The following is a 17,669-nucleotide window of genomic DNA, read 5'->3' as shown; positions in this document are numbered from 1 at the left end:
TAAAAGGTCAGACATCTTACGTATGACATAAAACCTCATTCCTTTATTTTTAGTAATATAACGAGCGTTTTATGTACAAACTTTATACGAACTTCTGAAAGGGGCAACTACATGCAATATGTAATGAGCATTATCGGTATTATTGCCGTGTTAGGTTTATGTTTTGCTTTGTCAAACAACAAAAGTAAAATCAACTTCCGTGCAATTGCAATTATGATTGGTTTCCAAATTTTAATCGGTTGGTTTATGTTTGCTACAAAGGTTGGTCAACAAATCATTATTTTCATTAGTAAAGTTTTCAACAAACTAATTAAACTTGGTACGACAGGTGTCGATTTTCTCTTTAATGGAATTCACAGAGATTTTGTCTTTTTCTTAAACGTATTATTAATTATCGTATTTTTCTCAGCACTACTTTCAATCTTTAGTTATTTAGGTGTTTTACCATTCATCGTTCGCGTTGTCGGCGGTGCAATTTCAAAAATTACTGGTTTGCCACGCGTTGAGTCATTCCACGCAGTAAACTCTGTATTCTTCGGTTCAAGTGAAGCGTTAATCGTTATTAAAAACGATTTACAGCATTTCAATAAAAACCGTATGTTTATCATTTGTTGTTCTGCGATGAGCTCCGTTTCTGCTTCTGTTACAGCATCATACGTAATGATGTTAGATGCAAAATACGTACTGGCAGCTCTTCCGCTAAACTTATTCTCAAGCTTAATCGTTTGTTCGTTATTAACACCAGTTGATACGAAGAAAGAAGATGAAGTGATTCAGAAATTTGATAGAACTCTATTCGGAGACAGCTTTATCGGCGCAATGATTAACGGTGCGCTTGATGGTTTAAAAGTAGCTGGTATCGTTGCCGCATTAATGATCGCCTTTATCGGTGTGATGGAAGTTGTAAACTACGTAATTAGTGCAGCTTCAGGCGCAATGGGACATGCTGTTACTTTACAACAAATCTTCGGTTACGTACTTTCTCCATTCGCATTCTTAATGGGTATTCCAACTCAAGATATTATCCCAGCTGGTGGTATTATGGGTACGAAGATTGTTTTAAATGAGTTTGTAGCAATCCTTGATTTAAAAGACACAGCTACAACATTAGCTCCACGTACAGTTGGAATCGTTACAGTATTCTTAATTAGCTTCGCAAGTATTAGCCAAATTGGTGCAATCGTTGGTACAATCCGTGCCCTTTCTGAAAAACAAGGAAGCGTTGTTTCTAAATTTGGTTGGAAAATGCTATTTGCATCAACACTTGCTTCTATTTTATCTGCGACAATCGCTGGATTGTTTATTTAATAAAAAATCACCTTACTTTAACGAGTAAGGTGATTTTTTTGATTCTTTATGAAATCGAGTGAAATTCAACTGCTTCTTCTGTATTGATAATCCTATCTTTATATATACCTTTTATTGAAATGTAAATGATAGATTTGTTTATGTTTTTTAACTTTCCTAATGAAAAATGATAAAGTAATCCATCGCTTTTTAAAGTCCACATCTTCCCACTCCATGGACCAGTAGCTTTTTGTTCATCCGACGCCTTTATTTCACCTTCATATTCGCATTCTCCTAAAGGAGTTTTAATTATATTCTTCTCTGTATCAATTCGAATATTTTTAATTAGCTTCAAATTTTCATCAGAGAGAATTTGAATTTCATGATCTTTCTGTTTAAAAAAGAGTTTTCCGTCTTTGGTATTTACATATTCTGCATTATTCATTTTATCTATCATAAAATCATATTCTTCTTTTGTAATACCTAAGTTTTGATGATAAGGAAACGTTTTTTTCGGTATAATTTCTTCTTCGGCATACTTCAAATACCAATCTAAATTATTTGTAATACTACCGCTCATTTTATTTCCTATTTTCTCTAATTTCTCTTTTATCTCATAAGGAAATTCTAGTGTCATAATATCCGCCGTCACTTCCGCATTCATAAGATGCGATGGAATATACTCTTCCACACTATTCGCTTTACTCACTTCACTTTGACAACCAACTATAAATAGCGATATGAAAAAGATATATATTATTTTTTTATATTTCATTTCTATTCTCCACTCCATACATTATTCTTACTTAGTTTTATAGCGGTTTTTATTATAGTATAAAATCTTTATATTTTAATAAAATCCATACCTGTATGCAAAATTGCATATTAATAAGTCTTCTTCTTACTTTAAAATTAGCTTAAATCCCTTTCCAAATTATACAAATAACAAGTTTAAAATGTTATAATTTTCAAAAAACCATTGGAGGATATTATGAAAGCCCACGCAATTTTCGATTTCTTACATTTACTAGTCTTAACGCTGAAAAGCTATTATGTATGGGGAATGCCTATCTATGTCTTCATTATTCCTCTTATCTTTGTAGTCGGTTATATTATTATTAATTCTAATAAGAAACAAAAAAATACATCTATTCAAAGTCACTAATCTATTACCTTAATAGCCTCCTAAAAATCATATTCCCCTCATTTTCTTCAAATGATATGATGAACAAGGGTATATCCCCACCACTCTTATAGCGGTGGGGATTTTAATGTCAATATGCAACATACTACACAATAGAAGGTGATTTTCATGAGGAAATACGCAGCAATTGCTTTATGTACGTCTGCCATTCTAGCAGGCTGTAATACTAACAATGTAAGTCCAGAACCTAAAAAAGAGAAAACGGCTCAAGGGATTAAGAAACAAGAAGAGACTGTGCAAAAACAAGGTAAAATCTCATATAATGCAGTTACACACGAATCTACAAACACAAGTATTCATATTACAGACATAAAAGATTCTTTAAATGAAGTACAATATAAAATTTGGCGCACAGCTGATGGCAAGGAACGTGCTAAATCTTTTTCTTCTAAAGAAAAAGAGAAACAATTCACACTTCCTTTTGATATAAAGGAATTTGAAGGAAAACGCGGTGAGTTCCAAATTGAAGCAACAGGAATGAAAGAAGATGGGAAAACAATCCCGCTTACGAAATCTACTATTACTTTCGAACAAAAGGTTCCTGTTCTTATGTATCACGCAATTGATGATTATCATGGTCAAGGTATTAAAGACTTATTCGTCTCACCAGCTAACTTTGAAGCACAAATGAAACATTTAAAGGACAATGGTTATACGCTGTTAACGTTTGAACGCTGGGGCGATATAAATAAAGTAAATAAACCGATTTTCGTTACATTTGATGACGGTATGAAAAATAATATGAATGCATTTCGCGTTTTACAAAAGCTAAAAGATGATACTTTTAAACCGGCAGCAACAGAATATATGATTGTTGATAACGTTGATGTAGAAGGTGCCCTTTCTACTTCTGAAATAAAAGAAATGGTTGATTCCGGCATTTTCTCAGTACAATCTCATACTGCAACACATGCAGACTTACCGAAAATTACAAACTATGAGGAAGAGTTAAAAGGTTCAAAAGAAAAGCTAGAAAAAATAACAGGTAAGCCTGTTATCGCGATTGCTTATCCATTCGGTCATGTAGATGATAAGGTTGTTGCAGAAACGAAGAAGTATTATCAATTTGCGACAACGACAAAACCTGGGCAATTCATTACGAAGGGTGAACCTGATGAATTGTTAAAGATGAAGCGCGTTCGTATACACCATACAACGACTGTAGAGCAGTTTGCTTCTTCAATTAAGTAAAAAGAGAGCTCAATACATTTTGAGCTCTCTTTTTACTTTATATTTATATATATTTTTAGAATTTTCTTGTATTATATATAGTAAGAAATCTTTCAAATTAAAGGAGATTATACATATGTCATTTGAACAAACGTTAGAGAAATATGCTGCTCTTGCAGTTAATGTTGGTGTTAATATTCAACCTGGACAAACTTTATCAATTAGTGCACCTCTTGAAGCTGTACAATTTGTACGCCTCGTTACAGAAAAAGCATATAAATCTGGTGCAAAACACGTATATGTAGATTGGAATGATGAGACGTTAACACGCTTAAAGTTCGATCTAGCTCCTGAAGAAGCTTTCGCTGAATTTCCATCTTGGAAAGCACATGCTCGTGAAGAATTAGCAAAAGAAGGCGCTGCATTTATGTCTATCTATGCAGAAAACCCTGATTTATTAAAAGGTGTAGAAGCATCGCGTATTGCAACAGCTCATAAAGTAGCTGGAGAAGCAATGAAAGTATACCGTGATTACGTACAAGCAGATAAAGTAAGTTGGTGTGTCATTTCTGTTCCTACGAAAGAATGGGCTGCGAAAGTATTCCCTGACGTAGCGCCAGAAGAACAAGAAGCAAAGTTATGGGATGCTATTTTCAAAGCTACTCGTGCTGATTTAGAAAATCCTGTAGAAGCATGGAAAGAACATGATGAAACATTACATACGAAAGTTGATTACTTAAACGAAAAGCATTATAAAGCTCTTCACTATACAGGTCCTGGAACAGATTTAACAATCGAACTTCCAGAAAAACATGTATGGGCTGGTGCTGGTAGCTTAAATGAAAAGAACGTACCATTTATGGCTAATATTCCAACTGAAGAAGTATTTACAATGCCACTTAAAACAGGTGTAAACGGCCAAGTTTCTAGTACAAAACCGTTAGTATTTGCAGGTAATATTATCGATAATTTCACGTTAACATTTGAAAACGGGCGTATCGTAGACTATAAAGCTGAAGCTGGTGAAGAAGCTTTAAAACATTTAGTAGAAACAGATGAAGGTTCTCACTTCTTAGGAGAAGTAGCTTTAGTACCTCATGACTCACCAATTTCAAACACAAATGTTTTATTCTACAATACACTATTTGACGAAAATGCATCTTGCCACCTTGCAATCGGAAATGCTTATGCATTTAACTTAGTTGGCGGAAAAACAATGTCTAAAGAAGAACTTGCTGAAAACGGCGCAAACGCTAGTATCACACACAACGACTTCATGATTGGATCAGCTGAGCTTGATATTGACGGTATTACTGCTGATGGCAGACATGAGCCTATCTTCCGTAAAGGTAACTGGGCGTTTTAAATTTATTACCATAAAGAAACACATTGGATAATCCAATGTGTTTCTTTATTTATTTGGTTTCAATTCAAATTTTATCGTTCTATTTTCATGCGTAAACTCCGGTCTATACGTAGCGATATACGTATTTTCTTTCGCTACGTCAAATAGCATGATATCTTGAATTTTTTCATCTGGTGCTAACTTTTTACTAATAAAGCTATCAGGGTTATTATATTCTTTAAATCTTGTACCTTTCTTATCGGTAATCTCAAATTCATAAAATGCAAAAGGTATTTCCTTTTTACTATTATTTTCTACTTTGAAAATAATCCCCAAAATCTCCTCTTTCTTTTTATTCTCATCATAATCCGGATATCCTAATTTAACTGAATCGATAGTTACTTGCAAACCATCTACGTCTACTGTCTCCCCTATTTTATACACTTTATCTTGAACATCTTCTTGTTTACTTTCATTACTATCTTTAGTCTCAGTGCAAGCACTTAAACTAAAAGCTATGCCAAAAATTAAAACAATTTGACTTACCTTTTTTAACATACTCTTTCCTCCACATAAGACAATATTTCATATGTATCATAACAAAACGCTTTACTCTTTCTTGTCATATTTTGTCGTATTAATTGCTAACTGCACAAATAGAAAAAAGCTATCTTCTACAAAAGATAGCTTTCATGATGCCGATGAAACCTTAAGCCCAATGACACCCAAAACAATAAAGAGAATACAAAATGCTTGGAATAAGCTAATATGCTCTTTAAAAAAGTAAACACTAATGATTGTAATAAGTAACGTTCCAACGCCAGACCAAATGGCATAAGCAATACTTAAATGAATCTTTTTAACGACGATAGCAAACACGCTGAAACAAATTCCATAAAATACGAAAATAAGTACACTTGGAACGAGCTTTGTTAAACCATTTGATAGTTTCATTGCGATTGTTCCAGCTACTTCAAAAATAATTGTAACAAGTAATAATAGCCAATATACCATACTAGAATCTCCTTCTCTGTTACCTTATAGAGATTCTAGTATACTACTTATAGTCCTAATGAAATATATTTAATTTCTAAATATTCCTCGATGCCGAAATGGCCTCCTTCACGGCCGATACCACTTTCTTTAAATCCACCGAATGGTGCTTGTGCAACTGATGGAAGACCATCGTTTAGACCAATAATACCGTACTCTAGCGCTTCACTAATTTGGAATGCTTGGCTAATGTCTTTCGTGAAAATATACGCAGCTAAACCGTATGGTGTATTATTTGCACGTTCAATTACTTCATCAACTGTTTTAAATTTCGCAACTGGTGCCACTGGCCCAAATGTTTCTTCATTCATACAAAGCATCGTATCATTTGCCAACCCAATTACAGTCGGTTGAATGAAATGTCCCTCTAACTCTGCGACCTTTTGACCACCATATAAAACTGTTCCACCTTTTTGAATAGCATCTTCAATATGTTCTTGTACTTTTGAAACTGCATTCTCATCAATAAGTGGCCCGACAGTCGTTCCGTCACCGAAACCGTCTCCTACTTTCAACTGCCCTACTGCCTTTTGGAACTTCTCTACAAATACTTCGTATACTTCTTCTTGAACGAATACTCGGTTTGTACATATACACGTTTGTCCTGCATTACGGAATTTCGAACCAATCACCGCTTCTACTGCTTTATCTAAATCTGCATCATTCATTACGATAAACGGAGCGTGTCCCCCTAACTCAAGCGAAACTTTTTTCATCGTTTGCGCCGCACTAGCCATTAACTCTTTCCCGATTTCCGTTGACCCTGTAAAGGACACTTTTCGAACGCGACCATCTTCCATCCATGTATCAGCAATTGCTTTTGCACTACCTGTTACAATATTGATTACGCCCTTTGGAATATCTGCTTCATGGGCTAATTCAGCTAATTTCAATGCAGTTAATGGCGTTTGACTTGCTGGTTTCACAACGGCTGTACAGCCTGCTGCAAGCGCTGGGGCTACCTTTCTCGTAATCATAGCAGCTGGGAAGTTCCAAGGTGTAATAGCTGCCATAACGCCAACTGGTTGCTTCATAACTAAAATGCGCTTATTCGGATGAGAAGCAGGAATCATTTCACCGTATACGCGTTTCCCCTCTTCTGCATACCATTCAACAAAACTGTTTGCATAATTTACTTCACCAAGCGCTTCTGCAAACGGCTTTCCTTGTTCCTTCGTCATAATCGCTGCGATCTCTTCTTTATTTTCATCAATAAGCGTAAACCACTTTTTTAACTTCGTGGCACGATCTGCTGCCGTTAACTTAGACCACGTTTTAAAAGCTTCATGCGCAGCATCAACAGCTTGCTTTGCCTCTGTTACTCCGCCTTTTGGTACAGTTGCAAATATTTCCTTCGTCGCAGGATTATTTACTTCAATTTGTTCTTGTAGTGTAATCCACTCACCATTTATATACATCGCCTTTTTATCTATACTTACGAAAGTCGCCTTTTTATCCAATGTTTTCTTCCTCCTCTATGAACTTCTTAATTTTCCTAGTAGCAGCAGATTGACTAATTTGCAAAAACTCAGCCACTTTATAACTTGATCCATACGTTTTATACGCTTTAAGAATAATATTTCTCTCTACCTCTTCCAGCATTTTATAAAGGCTTTGCCCCGATTGTTCAACTGCAGCCTCTTGCATAGAGAGTGGCAAATCCTCTACCGTTACAACATCATCGACAGTAATAACAATTCTCTCAATTACATTCTCTATCTCTCTATTGTTTCCTTCCCACGGATATCCGACAAACATTTGTAATGTACCCGGTGCTAGTTTCACATCACGTCCGTACTTTTTATTAAAGTGCTGCAAGTAATGATAAATAAGCGGTAAAATATCTTCTGTTCTTTCCCTAAGCGGGGGAATTGCAATTGGAATGACATTCAGACGATAGTATAAATCTTTCCGAAATGTTCCTTGTTTCACCATCTCGCTTAAATCTCTATTTGTTGCCGCCACAATTCGAACATCTACTTTTTTTAATTCTCTTCCGCCTATAGGACGAAATGTTTTTTCTTGCAATACTTGCAAAAGCTTCGCTTGAATTTCAATCGGCATTTCACCGATTTCATCTAAAAAAAGAGTTCCTTTATGCGCAGATTCTAATAGTCCCTTTTTCCCTTCACGATTCGCACCTGTAAAAGATCCACCTGAATATCCAAAGAGCTCCGATTCAATTAAATTAGTTGGCAATGCCGCACAATTAATTTCATAGAAACTTTCATTCTTACGGTGACTCACTTCATGTAAATGGCGTACTAATCGGCTTTTTCCTACTCCAGTCTCGCCTAAAACGAGAACAGTACTATCCACTACAGATACTTTTTTGATTGTATCGACTATTTTTTGCATAGCTAGACTTTTAAAAATAAGTCCTTCATGCTCATATGTTTCTCTTAATTCTTTTTTATATGTTTTTAGCTGATTATCCATTTCCTCTACCTTTTGACGTAATTGATAGAGTTCAGTAAGGTCGCGAGAATAACTAATCACTCTTCTTAAATTTCCCTCATCATCAAAAACAGGCCTTGTACGAACGTGTAAATACTCTCCTGATTTTGTAGTTTGAACGAGTTCAATTGGCCTCTTTTTTTCAATCACTTCTAATGTCGCTGATGGATAAAAGATTCCATCCTTTTGTAGTTCTTTTACATGCTTACCAACTAACTCTTCTGCAGCTAGTTGGTAGTGCCTTTCACATGTACTATTTACACGCACAACGATCCCTTGCTCATCTGTAACAAAAATTTCGTCAAACGCATATTCAAATACATCTTTTAAATCCATTAACACTCGTTCCTTTTCTGCAACCATCCTAGCCACCCCTAACTTCAAATCCATCGATCCACTTCACTATCTTTATTATAAAGTGAATTTTCTGCATTTAATATAGAGTCAGCTAGAATGTTTGCTATTTATACTTCAGTTTTTAAACGCGAGCGATGTTCGTTTGCTCATAACAAGCTTGCAATGATTCTTCAATTATTGTTAAACCTTCTTCAAGTTGCTCATCTGTAATAACTAAAGGCATTAACACACGGATAACATTTCCATACGTTCCTGCTGATAATAAAAGTAACCCACGCTTATTTGCTTCTGCACATAGATTAGCCGTTAACGTTTTGTCAGGTGCTTTCGTCTTACGATCTTGAACGACCTCAAATGCACACATTGCTCCTAACCCACGCACATCACCGATGCAATGATATTTATTTTTCATCTCTTCGAATCGGTTCATTACGACTTTTCCTAATTCTATCGCTCTATCATTTAATTTCTCATTTTCTATTACATCGAGAACAGCTAATGCAGCTGCACATCCTAATGGACTTCCTGCATACGTTCCACCAAGTTCACCTGGTGCAGATTCATTCATAATTTCTTTACGTCCAATGACACCACTTATCGGTACACCAGCCCCTAATGATTTAGACACTGTAATTAAATCTGGAACGACATCATAGTGATCAATTGCAAAATATTTTCCTGTACGACTAAAACCTGTTTGTATTTCATCCGCTACAAATAAGATGCCGTTCTCTGAACAAATGCGGCGTACTTCTTGAACAAATTTCTTACTTGGGACGATAAATCCACCTTCCCCTTGAACAGGTTCCATTACAACAGCTGCAATTGTTTCTGGTGCTACTTCCGATATGAAGAAGTTCTTAAACTCTTCAATAATAAAATCATCATACTGCTCTTCCGTTAATCCCTCTGGGCGACGGTATTCGTATGGAAATGGCGCTTTATATACTTCTGGAGCAAAGGGACCAAACCCAAATTTATATGGCTTCACTTTACTTGTCATCGTCATTGTCATTAATGTACGACCGTGGAAACCTTTAGAAAATGCGATAATACCAGGTCTCTTCGTATATTTACGAGCGATTTTCACCGCGTTCTCAACTGCTTCTGCACCACTATTTAAAAATAGGACTTGCTTATCGAAACTTCCTGGTGCCAATGCCGCAAGCTTTTCTGCTAATTCAATATATGGCTCATACATCATGACATTAAATCCAGTATGAATGTATTGATCGACTTGTTTATGGAGCGCTTCTTTAACCGTTGGATGACAATGCCCTACGTTAATTGTCCCGATTGCTCCTGCAAAATCAATGTACTGATTGCCATCAACATCTGTTACAAGAGCACCATTTGCAGATTGTACAAACGTTGGGATGCCGTTACTTACTCCTTTTGGTACTATATTTTGACGGCGTTCTAATAAAGATGCCGCTTTCGGTCCTGGAATTTGTTCATTTACTTTAGCAAATTTTTTTGTGTTCATTGCGTACCCCATCCTTTTCTTTACATTGTTTTCTCTTCTTATTGCAAAATATATGCCAACTTTCTTTTCTAGCATTTATCCTATATTCTTTGTATCCAGGCATAAAAAATAAGTCTATAAAGACTCATTAAGAGTCTTTATAGACTTATTTTCCTTACACATTAGACTTTTCTTTCTCCCAGAAAAACTCACCCGATTGAGAAATAAACTCTCCAACAGAATCTAACACTAAATCAGCAAGTGGTTCTAATGTTGGACGGTCTCCCGTACCAGATAGCACCCCAATTGCATAGCAATCGCCATTTTTAGCTAAATGTAAATCAGTTGGCGTATCTCCAACAACCGCAACCTCACATGATTCTAAATTAAATTTCTCACAAAACACTTCTATAATCTTTTTATCTGGTTTTTGCGCAAGGAATGTATCCGAGGCTATAATATAATCAAAAAAGTTCTCCAACTTATATTGTTTTAAAAATAATTCTGTTGGTGCGAAATCATCCGCCGTGACAACCCCTAATATAAATCCTTTATCTTTTAATGCCTGTAACACTTTCGGTAAATCCGCTGTCATTTTCATATGCGAACGATGCTCATACATAAGGGAAAATAACTTCTCACTTACCCACTGATGCATCTCTTCTTCTCTAGCAGACTCAATATAATTACAAAGCCCCTTCGCTACATCAAGGCTTGTTCCAGCAGCTATTGCACTCCTCGGATTAACAAATGCTCCCTCTACACCAATCTCTTCTAATAAGGTCTGCCCTATTGTACTTGGTAAATGATATAAACTTATACATTCAGCTACAAGTTCTTCAGCTACTTTTATCCAAATTGAATGAAAATCCATTAATGTCCCATCTTTATCAAATAGTATTGCTTTTACCTTCTCCATAGCATCCTACCTCTCGTTTCTTATCTCCTCCAGTGTATCAATAAAATATGGATGTAAAATAAAAGAATTGTAAAAATACCATAAAAATCAAACTAACTCCCAATTTACAATTCATTTTAACAAAGTAAAAGAGGATGCCTTTACAGGGCATCCTCTTGATGTTCAGGAACAAATAGTTCTAAACAATGATATATATTTTCGAATTCCATCGGTGCATCTCCACCGTACTCACCATCTAAATTAATCATTAGTTTATCTGGTGAATGTACTTTAATTCGGTTCGCTTGTGTGTATAACACCTTTGGATTGTTAATATGTTCACCACGTTGTGCTTGTGTTGCTGCTTTAATCAAATCAGCGATAGAACCTTTTTTCAGTACTAATAGATCAAATAACCCATCGTTAATAGATGCATACGGTGCTACCTTTTCAAATCCACCTACTGAACGAGTATTCGTAATTAAAAACATTGTAATTTCTTCTTGTAGTAATTTTCCATCATACTCAATTTCAACATATGTTGGATGTAATGATGGTAACATCTCGATACCTTTTAGGTAATAAGCAAGTTGTCCTAATACTGTCTTTAACTTACTCGGTACCTCGTATGTTAATTCTGTAATACGACCGCCACCAGCGATGTTAATAAAATATGTATCGTTCGCTCTACCAAGGTCTAATGGCACTGTTTTTCCTTCGCAAATAATATCTGCTGCCTCTTCAATAGAACGAGGTACACCAATCGCACGTGCAAAGTCATTTGTCGTTCCAACTGGAATAATTCCAAATTTCGGACGGAATTCATGCCCAACTAAACCGTTTACTACTTCATTTAACGTACCGTCGCCACCAGCCGCAATAACAACATCAAACTTACGATCCGCAGCTTGCCTCGCCGCCACAGTAGCGTCTCCAGGACCCGTTGTCGCATGACAAGATGTCTCATAGCCAGCTTGTTCTAATTTTTGTAATACTTCTGGTAAGCTCTTCTTAAATAGCTCACGCCCAGAAGTAGGATTATAAATAATTCTTGCTCGCTTCATCATTTATTAGCACAGGAAATTTCTTTATGTATCGAAAAAGAACATACTGAACTTCTATTCAGTATTCCTATGCCTACCTCCTCTCATCTTGCTATCCTTCTTTTATCCCGCTCAAACAGGCAGTAAGAACCCGATTCGTGTAGTCCATCAAAAGTAAATATTCATTTCAATGGTTTTTTTATTGACCCAAAAATTTATCCCGCTATTTGCGGGCAGTAAATGCCCGATTGGTGAGGGCTAATAATCAGTGTTAGATGAACCTCCTACTGATTAAAGTTTCACTTTATTTCTATCCATTCTTCCATAAAAATTTACATATAACGAATAATAACTATCTATTATTTCATGAGATGAAAAAAACCTCTATGTTTAGATTTATCATTATTCCCACCTTTTTGCAACTATCATACCATAGTTGCTATACAAACATTTTTCCACTTTTGACAGTTAATCAAACGTTTGTTTAAACGATTTTGTCTCATTTAAACAAACGTTTGATTAACCTAGAAAAACACCCATGTACGGGTGTTTTTCTGCTTAATCTTTAAAAGTCACTACTATTATCGCTTATTAATCTCTTCAAGTAAGATTTTGTTAACAAGCGGTGGATTTGCTTGTCCTTTTGTAGCTTTCATAATTTGACCAACTAAGAAGCCAATTGCACGGTCTTTACCGTTTTTAAAGTCTTCGATAGATTGCTCATTATTATCAAGAATTTCTGTTACAACTTTACGAAGTGTACCCTCGTCAGAAATTTGAACAAGACCTTTCGCTTTAACGATTTCTTCTGGGTCTCCACCTTTTTCAATTAATTCATTAAATACTTTCTTCGCGATTTTAGAAGAAATTGTACCCTTTTCAATTAATTGAACCATTTTAGATAAACCAGCAGGCGTTAATGCAACGTCTTTTAATTCTTTTTGTTGTTTGTTTAAGTATGCAAGTACTTCACCCATTAACCAGTTCGATGTTAATTTCGCATCAGCACCGTCTGCAACAGTTGCTTCAAAGAAATCAGACATCTCTTTCGTTAATGTTAACACGTGTGCATCATAAGCTGGCAAGCCTAGTTCTGCAACGTAGCGAGCTTTACGTGCATCTGGAAGTTCTGGAATAGAAGCTCGAACTGCTTCTTTCCACTCATCATCGATGTAAAGTTCAACTAAGTCTGGCTCCGGGAAGTAACGGTAATCGTCAGATCCTTCTTTCACACGCATTAAGATTGTTTTCTTCGTTGCTTCATCATAACGACGTGTTTCTTGTTGGATGATGCCACCAGATAACAATTCTTTTTCTTGGCGCACTTGCTCATGCTCAAGACCTTTTTGTACGTAAGTGAATGAGTTTAAGTTTTTCAGTTCCGCTTTTGTACCGAACTTTTCTTGTCCAACTGGACGAAGAGAAATGTTCGCATCACAACGCAAGGAACCTTCTTCCATCTTACAATCAGATACACCAGTGTATTGAATGATTGATTTTAACTTCTCTAAGTATGCATATGCTTCTTCTGGCGTACGCATATCTGGCTCAGATACGATCTCGATTAAAGGCATACCTTGACGGTTGTAGTCTACTAATGAACCATCAGCTGTATGCGTTGATTTACCAGCATCTTCTTCTAAATGAAGACGTGTAATACCGATACGTTTCTTTTTACCGTCTACTTCGATTTCAATCCAACCATTTTCACCAATTGGCTTATCAAATTGAGAGATTTGGTAAGCTTTCGGGTTATCTGGATAGAAATAGTTTTTACGGTCAAACTTCGTTTCCGTTGCGATTTCACAGTTTAATGCCATTGCAGCTTTCATTGCAAAGTTAACTGCTTCTTTATTTAAAGTAGGAAGTACCCCTGGGTATCCTAAGTCAATTACACTTGTTTGTGTATTTGGCTCCGCTCCGAATTCTGTTGGACTCGCAGAGAAAATTTTCGAATTTGTTTTTAACTCAACGTGAACCTCTAAACCAATAATTGTTTCTAAATTCATCTATGCTCGCCTCCTTACAGACTTGCTTTTTTTGTATGATAGTCTGTTGCTTGCTCAAACGCATGTGCAACGCGGTAAATTGTCGCTTCATCGAAGTGTTTACCAATAATTTGTAGACCAAGTGGCATGTTGTTAGCACCGAATCCACATGGAACTGAAATCGCTGGAACACCCGCTAAGTTTACTGGGATTGTTAAAATGTCATTTGCATACATTGTCATTGGATCGTCAACTTTTTCTCCCACTTTAAATGCCGGAGTTGGTGTTGTTGGTCCAATAATAACATCATAGTTAGCAAATACATTTTCAAAGTCGTTCTTAATTAATGTACGTACTTGTTGTGCTTTTTTGTAATATGCATCATAGTAACCAGAGCTAAGAGCAAATGTACCAAGCATAATACGACGTTTAACTTCATCACCGAAACCTTCACTACGTGTGTTTTTGTAAAGGTCTAATAAGTTATTTACATTATCAGAACGAACACCGTAACGCACGCCATCAAAGCGTGAAAGGTTAGCAGATGCTTCAGAAGAAGATAGTAAGTAATACGTTGCTAGAGCGTATTTAGAGTGTGGAAGAGATACTTCCTCCCAAGTTGCGCCCATACCTTCTAATACTTTTAAAGCAGCTAGTACTGACTCACGAGCTTCTTCGCCAACACCTTCGCCTAAGTATTCTTTCGGTACAGCAATGCGTAAACCTTTAACATCGCCTGTTAAACCAGCTAAATAGTTTCCAACTTCAACGTTTGCAGAAGTTGCATCCATGCGGTCAATACCTGAAATAGCTTGTAATAAGTATGCATTGTCTTCTACTGTACGTGTAATCGGTCCGATTTGGTCTAGTGAAGATGCGAATGCTACTAATCCGTAACGAGATACGCGTCCGTAAGTTGGTTTTAAACCTACAACACCGCAATATGCAGCTGGCTGACGGATAGAACCACCCGTATCAGAACCTAGAGAGAATAGTACTTCTCCTGCTGCTACAGCTGCTGCAGAACCACCACTAGATCCGCCTGGAACGTAATCTAAGTTCCATGGGTTTTTCGTAGCGTAGAATCCTGAGTTTTCATTTGAAGAACCCATTGCGAACTCGTCCATGTTTAATTTACCGATTGTAATTGTGTCAGCAGCTTTTAGCTTTTGCACAACTGTCGCATCATAAATTGGATCGAAGTTTGCTAACATTTTGCTCGCACAAGTTGTACGAAGACCGTTAGTTACAATGTTATCTTTTACACCAATTGGCATACCGAATAATAAACCATTATCTTCAGCGCCGATTTTTGCATCTAATTCTTTCGCTTTTGCGCGTGCATTTTCTTCATCTAATGTAAGAAAAGCTTTTACGTTATCTTCAACATCCGCAATACGTTTGTAAGATTCTTCTACTAAATCCGTAACGGAAATTTCTTTGTTGTTTAACTTCTTATGTAACTCTGATACTGAATGATCAAATAATGACATCGAAATTCCCCTCCTCTATTCTAATACTGCTGGAACACGGATTTGATTATCTTTGTGATCCGGTGCATTTTTTAATACTTCTTCGACTGGTAAACCTTTTTCTGGTACATCTTCACGCATAACATTTTTCATAGTTAATACATGAGTTGTTGGTTTTACATCTGTTGTATCTAATTCATTTAACTGTTCTGCAAATGTAACAATTGCATCTAGTTGTTTTTGAAATTTTTCTGCTTCTTGATCAGTAATTGCAAGACGTGCTAAATGTGCTACGTGCTTTACATTCTCAACGGAAATTCTTGACACGGCTAGGCCACCTCCATAATATATCGTTCAATCTACAATACTATTGATGATACCAAATTTTCAGTACTTCAAGCAAGTCAACACAGAGTACTTACGCCATTTTTACATAAAAAAAGAAAGGCAAATGCCTTTCTTTACAATCTACTCTTTATCTAACGGTTTATTTTTCGGAAATCTCTCGTTATCTTCTTCATTATCACGAATTGTTTTTTGTAATACAAAACAAGACATCGTTAAAAATAATGTTCCAATTAAATAGTATCCTTTTACACTAAGCGTTTCATCTAACGTATAAATCCCAATTAGCATACCTGAAAGCGCACAAACAAATGAAGTCCATGCTAAAAACGTGAACGCTTGCGTATTACGTCTTCTCATCGTTCTCCCCCTCGTTAGCTGTATACCCATTATAGATAAGTATATTTACCATGATGGATTTTTATGTAAATTCTAGTTTTATATTTATAAATCTATCATAAAAGAATACTATTTTAAAGAAAGTTTTCTGCCTAATCTGAAAAAGCAATCTAAACAATTGGTTTTTCAGATTACCTTACTGTTCGCTAGCTACTTTCATTCATAAAAAAAGACCAGGAAAACTCCTGGTCCATTACTCTACTTAACAAACATTGGATTCTACGTTATACAAAATTGGAAGGTACAGAATTAGGGTTCGTTTGTTAAGTTTATATGTTGAACGAACTAACAGCGGAGGGGTTCCTTCTGTTAGTCCATTAAACTCAATCATTATTTTACGATTTTTTCAAGCTCCTCAAGTGAAAGATCAACTGAAATTGAACCATCATTTGTTTCTTTCTTAATTGCATCTGTTACTTCTTTTGAATGGTATAGTTCAATTACTTTTTTCAGTGTTGGATCATCTTTATCTTTCGTACGAGCTGCGAAAATATTAATATAAGGCTTCGCATTTTCATTCTTTGGATCTTCTAAGAAAATAGGATCCTTCGCTGGATCTAATCCAGCTTGACCAGCAACACCGTTATTAATAACTGATGCCGCTACATCTTTTAACACACGAGGTGTTTGCTGTGCGATAACCGGCGTGATTTTTAACTTCTTCGGATTTTCAGCAATGCCGCTTGGATCTCCAAATAAGCCAAAATCTTTTTTAAGCTTTAATACTCCAGCTGCATCAAGAAGTTTTAATGCACGTGCTTGGTTCGTTGGATCGTTTGGAATTGCAATTTCTGAACCATCTGGAATTTCATTTGCCTTCTTATATTTTTCAGAGTATAAACCCATTGGCGCAATTTGTGTTGTACCAACAGCTGTAATATCTAACTTATGCTCTTTTTTAAATTGCTCTAAGAAAGCAATATGCTGAAATGAGTTTAATTCAATATCTCCATCAGCTAAAGCTTTATTTGGAGTTGTATAATCAGAGAACTCCACCAGTTTAATCTTAATCCCTTCTTTTCCAGCTTTTTTCTTCAAAATTTCCCAAGCGTCTCCATCCGTTCCAGTTACACCGACGCGAACTACTTTTTCTTTCGCTCCTGCACCCGTGTCTCCACTTGAGCAGCCACTTAATGCTGAGACTCCTACAATCGCTGATAATGCAAATGCTAAAATTTTCTTCATT

Annotated in this window: 17 protein-coding genes; 4 read left to right on the top strand and 13 right to left on the bottom strand. The window is 36.1% G+C overall.

Annotated elements, in window-relative coordinates:
- The first annotated feature begins 111 nt into the window (after positions 1-111).
- A complete protein-coding gene (locus tag AC3EMB_RS01895; protein ID WP_098874767.1) occupies positions 112-1,308 on the top strand; it encodes a NupC/NupG family nucleoside CNT transporter in 1,197 nt (398 codons plus the stop codon).
- A 46-nt stretch (positions 1,309-1,354) separates the two neighbouring features.
- On the opposite strand, the gene AC3EMB_RS01890 is transcribed toward AC3EMB_RS01895, so the two are convergent.
- Positions 1,355-2,062 carry a hypothetical protein gene (locus tag AC3EMB_RS01890; protein ID WP_242309951.1) on the bottom strand — a complete coding sequence of 236 codons (708 nt, stop codon included), beginning with the start codon at positions 2,060-2,062 and terminating at the stop codon, positions 1,355-1,357.
- A gap of 216 nt (positions 2,063-2,278) precedes the next feature.
- Here AC3EMB_RS01890 and AC3EMB_RS01885 point away from each other — a divergent pair, with 216 nt between their 5' ends.
- The 3 genes from AC3EMB_RS01885 to AC3EMB_RS01875 all read left to right on the top strand — a co-directional run bounded on the left by AC3EMB_RS01885 (position 2,279) and on the right by AC3EMB_RS01875 (position 5,027).
- Complete coding sequence (locus AC3EMB_RS01885) at positions 2,279-2,452, top strand: hypothetical protein (protein ID WP_000643592.1); 174 nt, start codon at positions 2,279-2,281, stop codon at positions 2,450-2,452.
- Positions 2,453-2,599: 147 nt separating this feature from the next.
- Positions 2,600-3,682 carry a polysaccharide deacetylase family protein gene (locus AC3EMB_RS01880; RefSeq protein ID WP_029441479.1) on the top strand — a complete coding sequence of 361 codons (1,083 nt, stop codon included), beginning with the start codon at positions 2,600-2,602 and terminating at the stop codon, positions 3,680-3,682.
- A gap of 115 nt (positions 3,683-3,797) precedes the next feature.
- Positions 3,798-5,027 (top strand): aminopeptidase, encoded by a 1,230-nt coding sequence (locus AC3EMB_RS01875; RefSeq protein WP_000007349.1) that lies wholly within the window; start codon positions 3,798-3,800, stop codon positions 5,025-5,027.
- Positions 5,028-5,072: 45 nt separating this feature from the next.
- Here AC3EMB_RS01875 and AC3EMB_RS01870 read toward each other — a convergent pair whose 3' ends face one another.
- The 12 genes from AC3EMB_RS01870 to AC3EMB_RS01815 all read right to left on the bottom strand — a co-directional run bounded on the left by AC3EMB_RS01870 (position 5,073) and on the right by AC3EMB_RS01815 (position 17,668).
- Entirely contained in the window at positions 5,073-5,564 is a 492-nt protein-coding gene (locus tag AC3EMB_RS01870; protein ID WP_000915109.1) for a DUF4352 domain-containing protein, read from the bottom strand.
- A 132-nt stretch (positions 5,565-5,696) separates the two neighbouring features.
- Positions 5,697-6,020 carry a DMT family transporter gene (locus AC3EMB_RS01865; protein WP_000263262.1) on the bottom strand — a complete coding sequence of 108 codons (324 nt, stop codon included), beginning with the start codon at positions 6,018-6,020 and terminating at the stop codon, positions 5,697-5,699.
- Between the two features lie 47 nt (positions 6,021-6,067).
- Positions 6,068-7,519 (bottom strand): NADP-dependent succinate-semialdehyde dehydrogenase, encoded by a 1,452-nt coding sequence (gabD, locus tag AC3EMB_RS01860; protein ID WP_000358137.1) that lies wholly within the window; start codon positions 7,517-7,519, stop codon positions 6,068-6,070.
- The gene (locus AC3EMB_RS01855; protein ID WP_053565389.1) at positions 7,512-8,879 is read right to left on the bottom strand and encodes a sigma-54 interaction domain-containing protein; all 1,368 of its coding nucleotides are present in this window, start codon (positions 8,877-8,879) and stop codon (positions 7,512-7,514) included. Before AC3EMB_RS01855 ends, gabD begins: the two co-directional genes overlap by 8 nt.
- A 115-nt stretch (positions 8,880-8,994) precedes the next feature.
- On the bottom strand, positions 8,995-10,359 hold the full coding sequence (gene gabT, locus AC3EMB_RS01850) for a 4-aminobutyrate--2-oxoglutarate transaminase (protein WP_001093019.1): 1,365 nt from the start codon (positions 10,357-10,359) through the stop codon (positions 8,995-8,997).
- A gap of 154 nt (positions 10,360-10,513) precedes the next feature.
- A complete protein-coding gene (locus AC3EMB_RS01845; protein ID WP_047792104.1) occupies positions 10,514-11,257 on the bottom strand; it encodes an HAD family hydrolase in 744 nt (247 codons plus the stop codon).
- A 140-nt stretch (positions 11,258-11,397) separates the two neighbouring features.
- Positions 11,398-12,303: a diacylglycerol kinase gene (locus AC3EMB_RS01840; protein WP_000977679.1), complete on the bottom strand. Its 906-nt coding sequence runs from the start codon at positions 12,301-12,303 to the stop codon at positions 11,398-11,400.
- Positions 12,304-12,860: 557 nt separating this feature from the next.
- On the bottom strand, positions 12,861-14,288 hold the full coding sequence (gene gatB / locus AC3EMB_RS01835; RefSeq protein WP_001047685.1) for an Asp-tRNA(Asn)/Glu-tRNA(Gln) amidotransferase subunit GatB: 1,428 nt from the start codon (positions 14,286-14,288) through the stop codon (positions 12,861-12,863).
- Positions 14,289-14,302: 14 nt separating this feature from the next.
- Positions 14,303-15,760 (bottom strand): Asp-tRNA(Asn)/Glu-tRNA(Gln) amidotransferase subunit GatA, encoded by a 1,458-nt coding sequence (gene gatA / locus AC3EMB_RS01830; RefSeq protein ID WP_000051441.1) that lies wholly within the window; start codon positions 15,758-15,760, stop codon positions 14,303-14,305.
- 15 nt (positions 15,761-15,775) lie between these two features.
- Positions 15,776-16,066: an Asp-tRNA(Asn)/Glu-tRNA(Gln) amidotransferase subunit GatC gene (gatC, locus tag AC3EMB_RS01825; protein WP_000086999.1), complete on the bottom strand. Its 291-nt coding sequence runs from the start codon at positions 16,064-16,066 to the stop codon at positions 15,776-15,778.
- A 141-nt stretch (positions 16,067-16,207) separates the two neighbouring features.
- Positions 16,208-16,444, bottom strand: a complete 237-nt coding sequence (locus tag AC3EMB_RS01820; protein ID WP_001254393.1) for a YiaA/YiaB family inner membrane protein — start codon at positions 16,442-16,444, stop codon at positions 16,208-16,210.
- Positions 16,445-16,813: 369 nt separating this feature from the next.
- The gene (locus tag AC3EMB_RS01815) at positions 16,814-17,668 is read right to left on the bottom strand and encodes a MetQ/NlpA family ABC transporter substrate-binding protein (RefSeq protein ID WP_488517417.1); all 855 of its coding nucleotides are present in this window, start codon (positions 17,666-17,668) and stop codon (positions 16,814-16,816) included.
- Position 17,669 lies beyond the last annotated feature (1 nt).

Source organism: Bacillus sp. LQ16, assembly GCF_057784645.1.
Note: the sequence above shows the minus strand (reverse complement) of the source record. Positions and strands in the feature narration are given on the sequence as shown.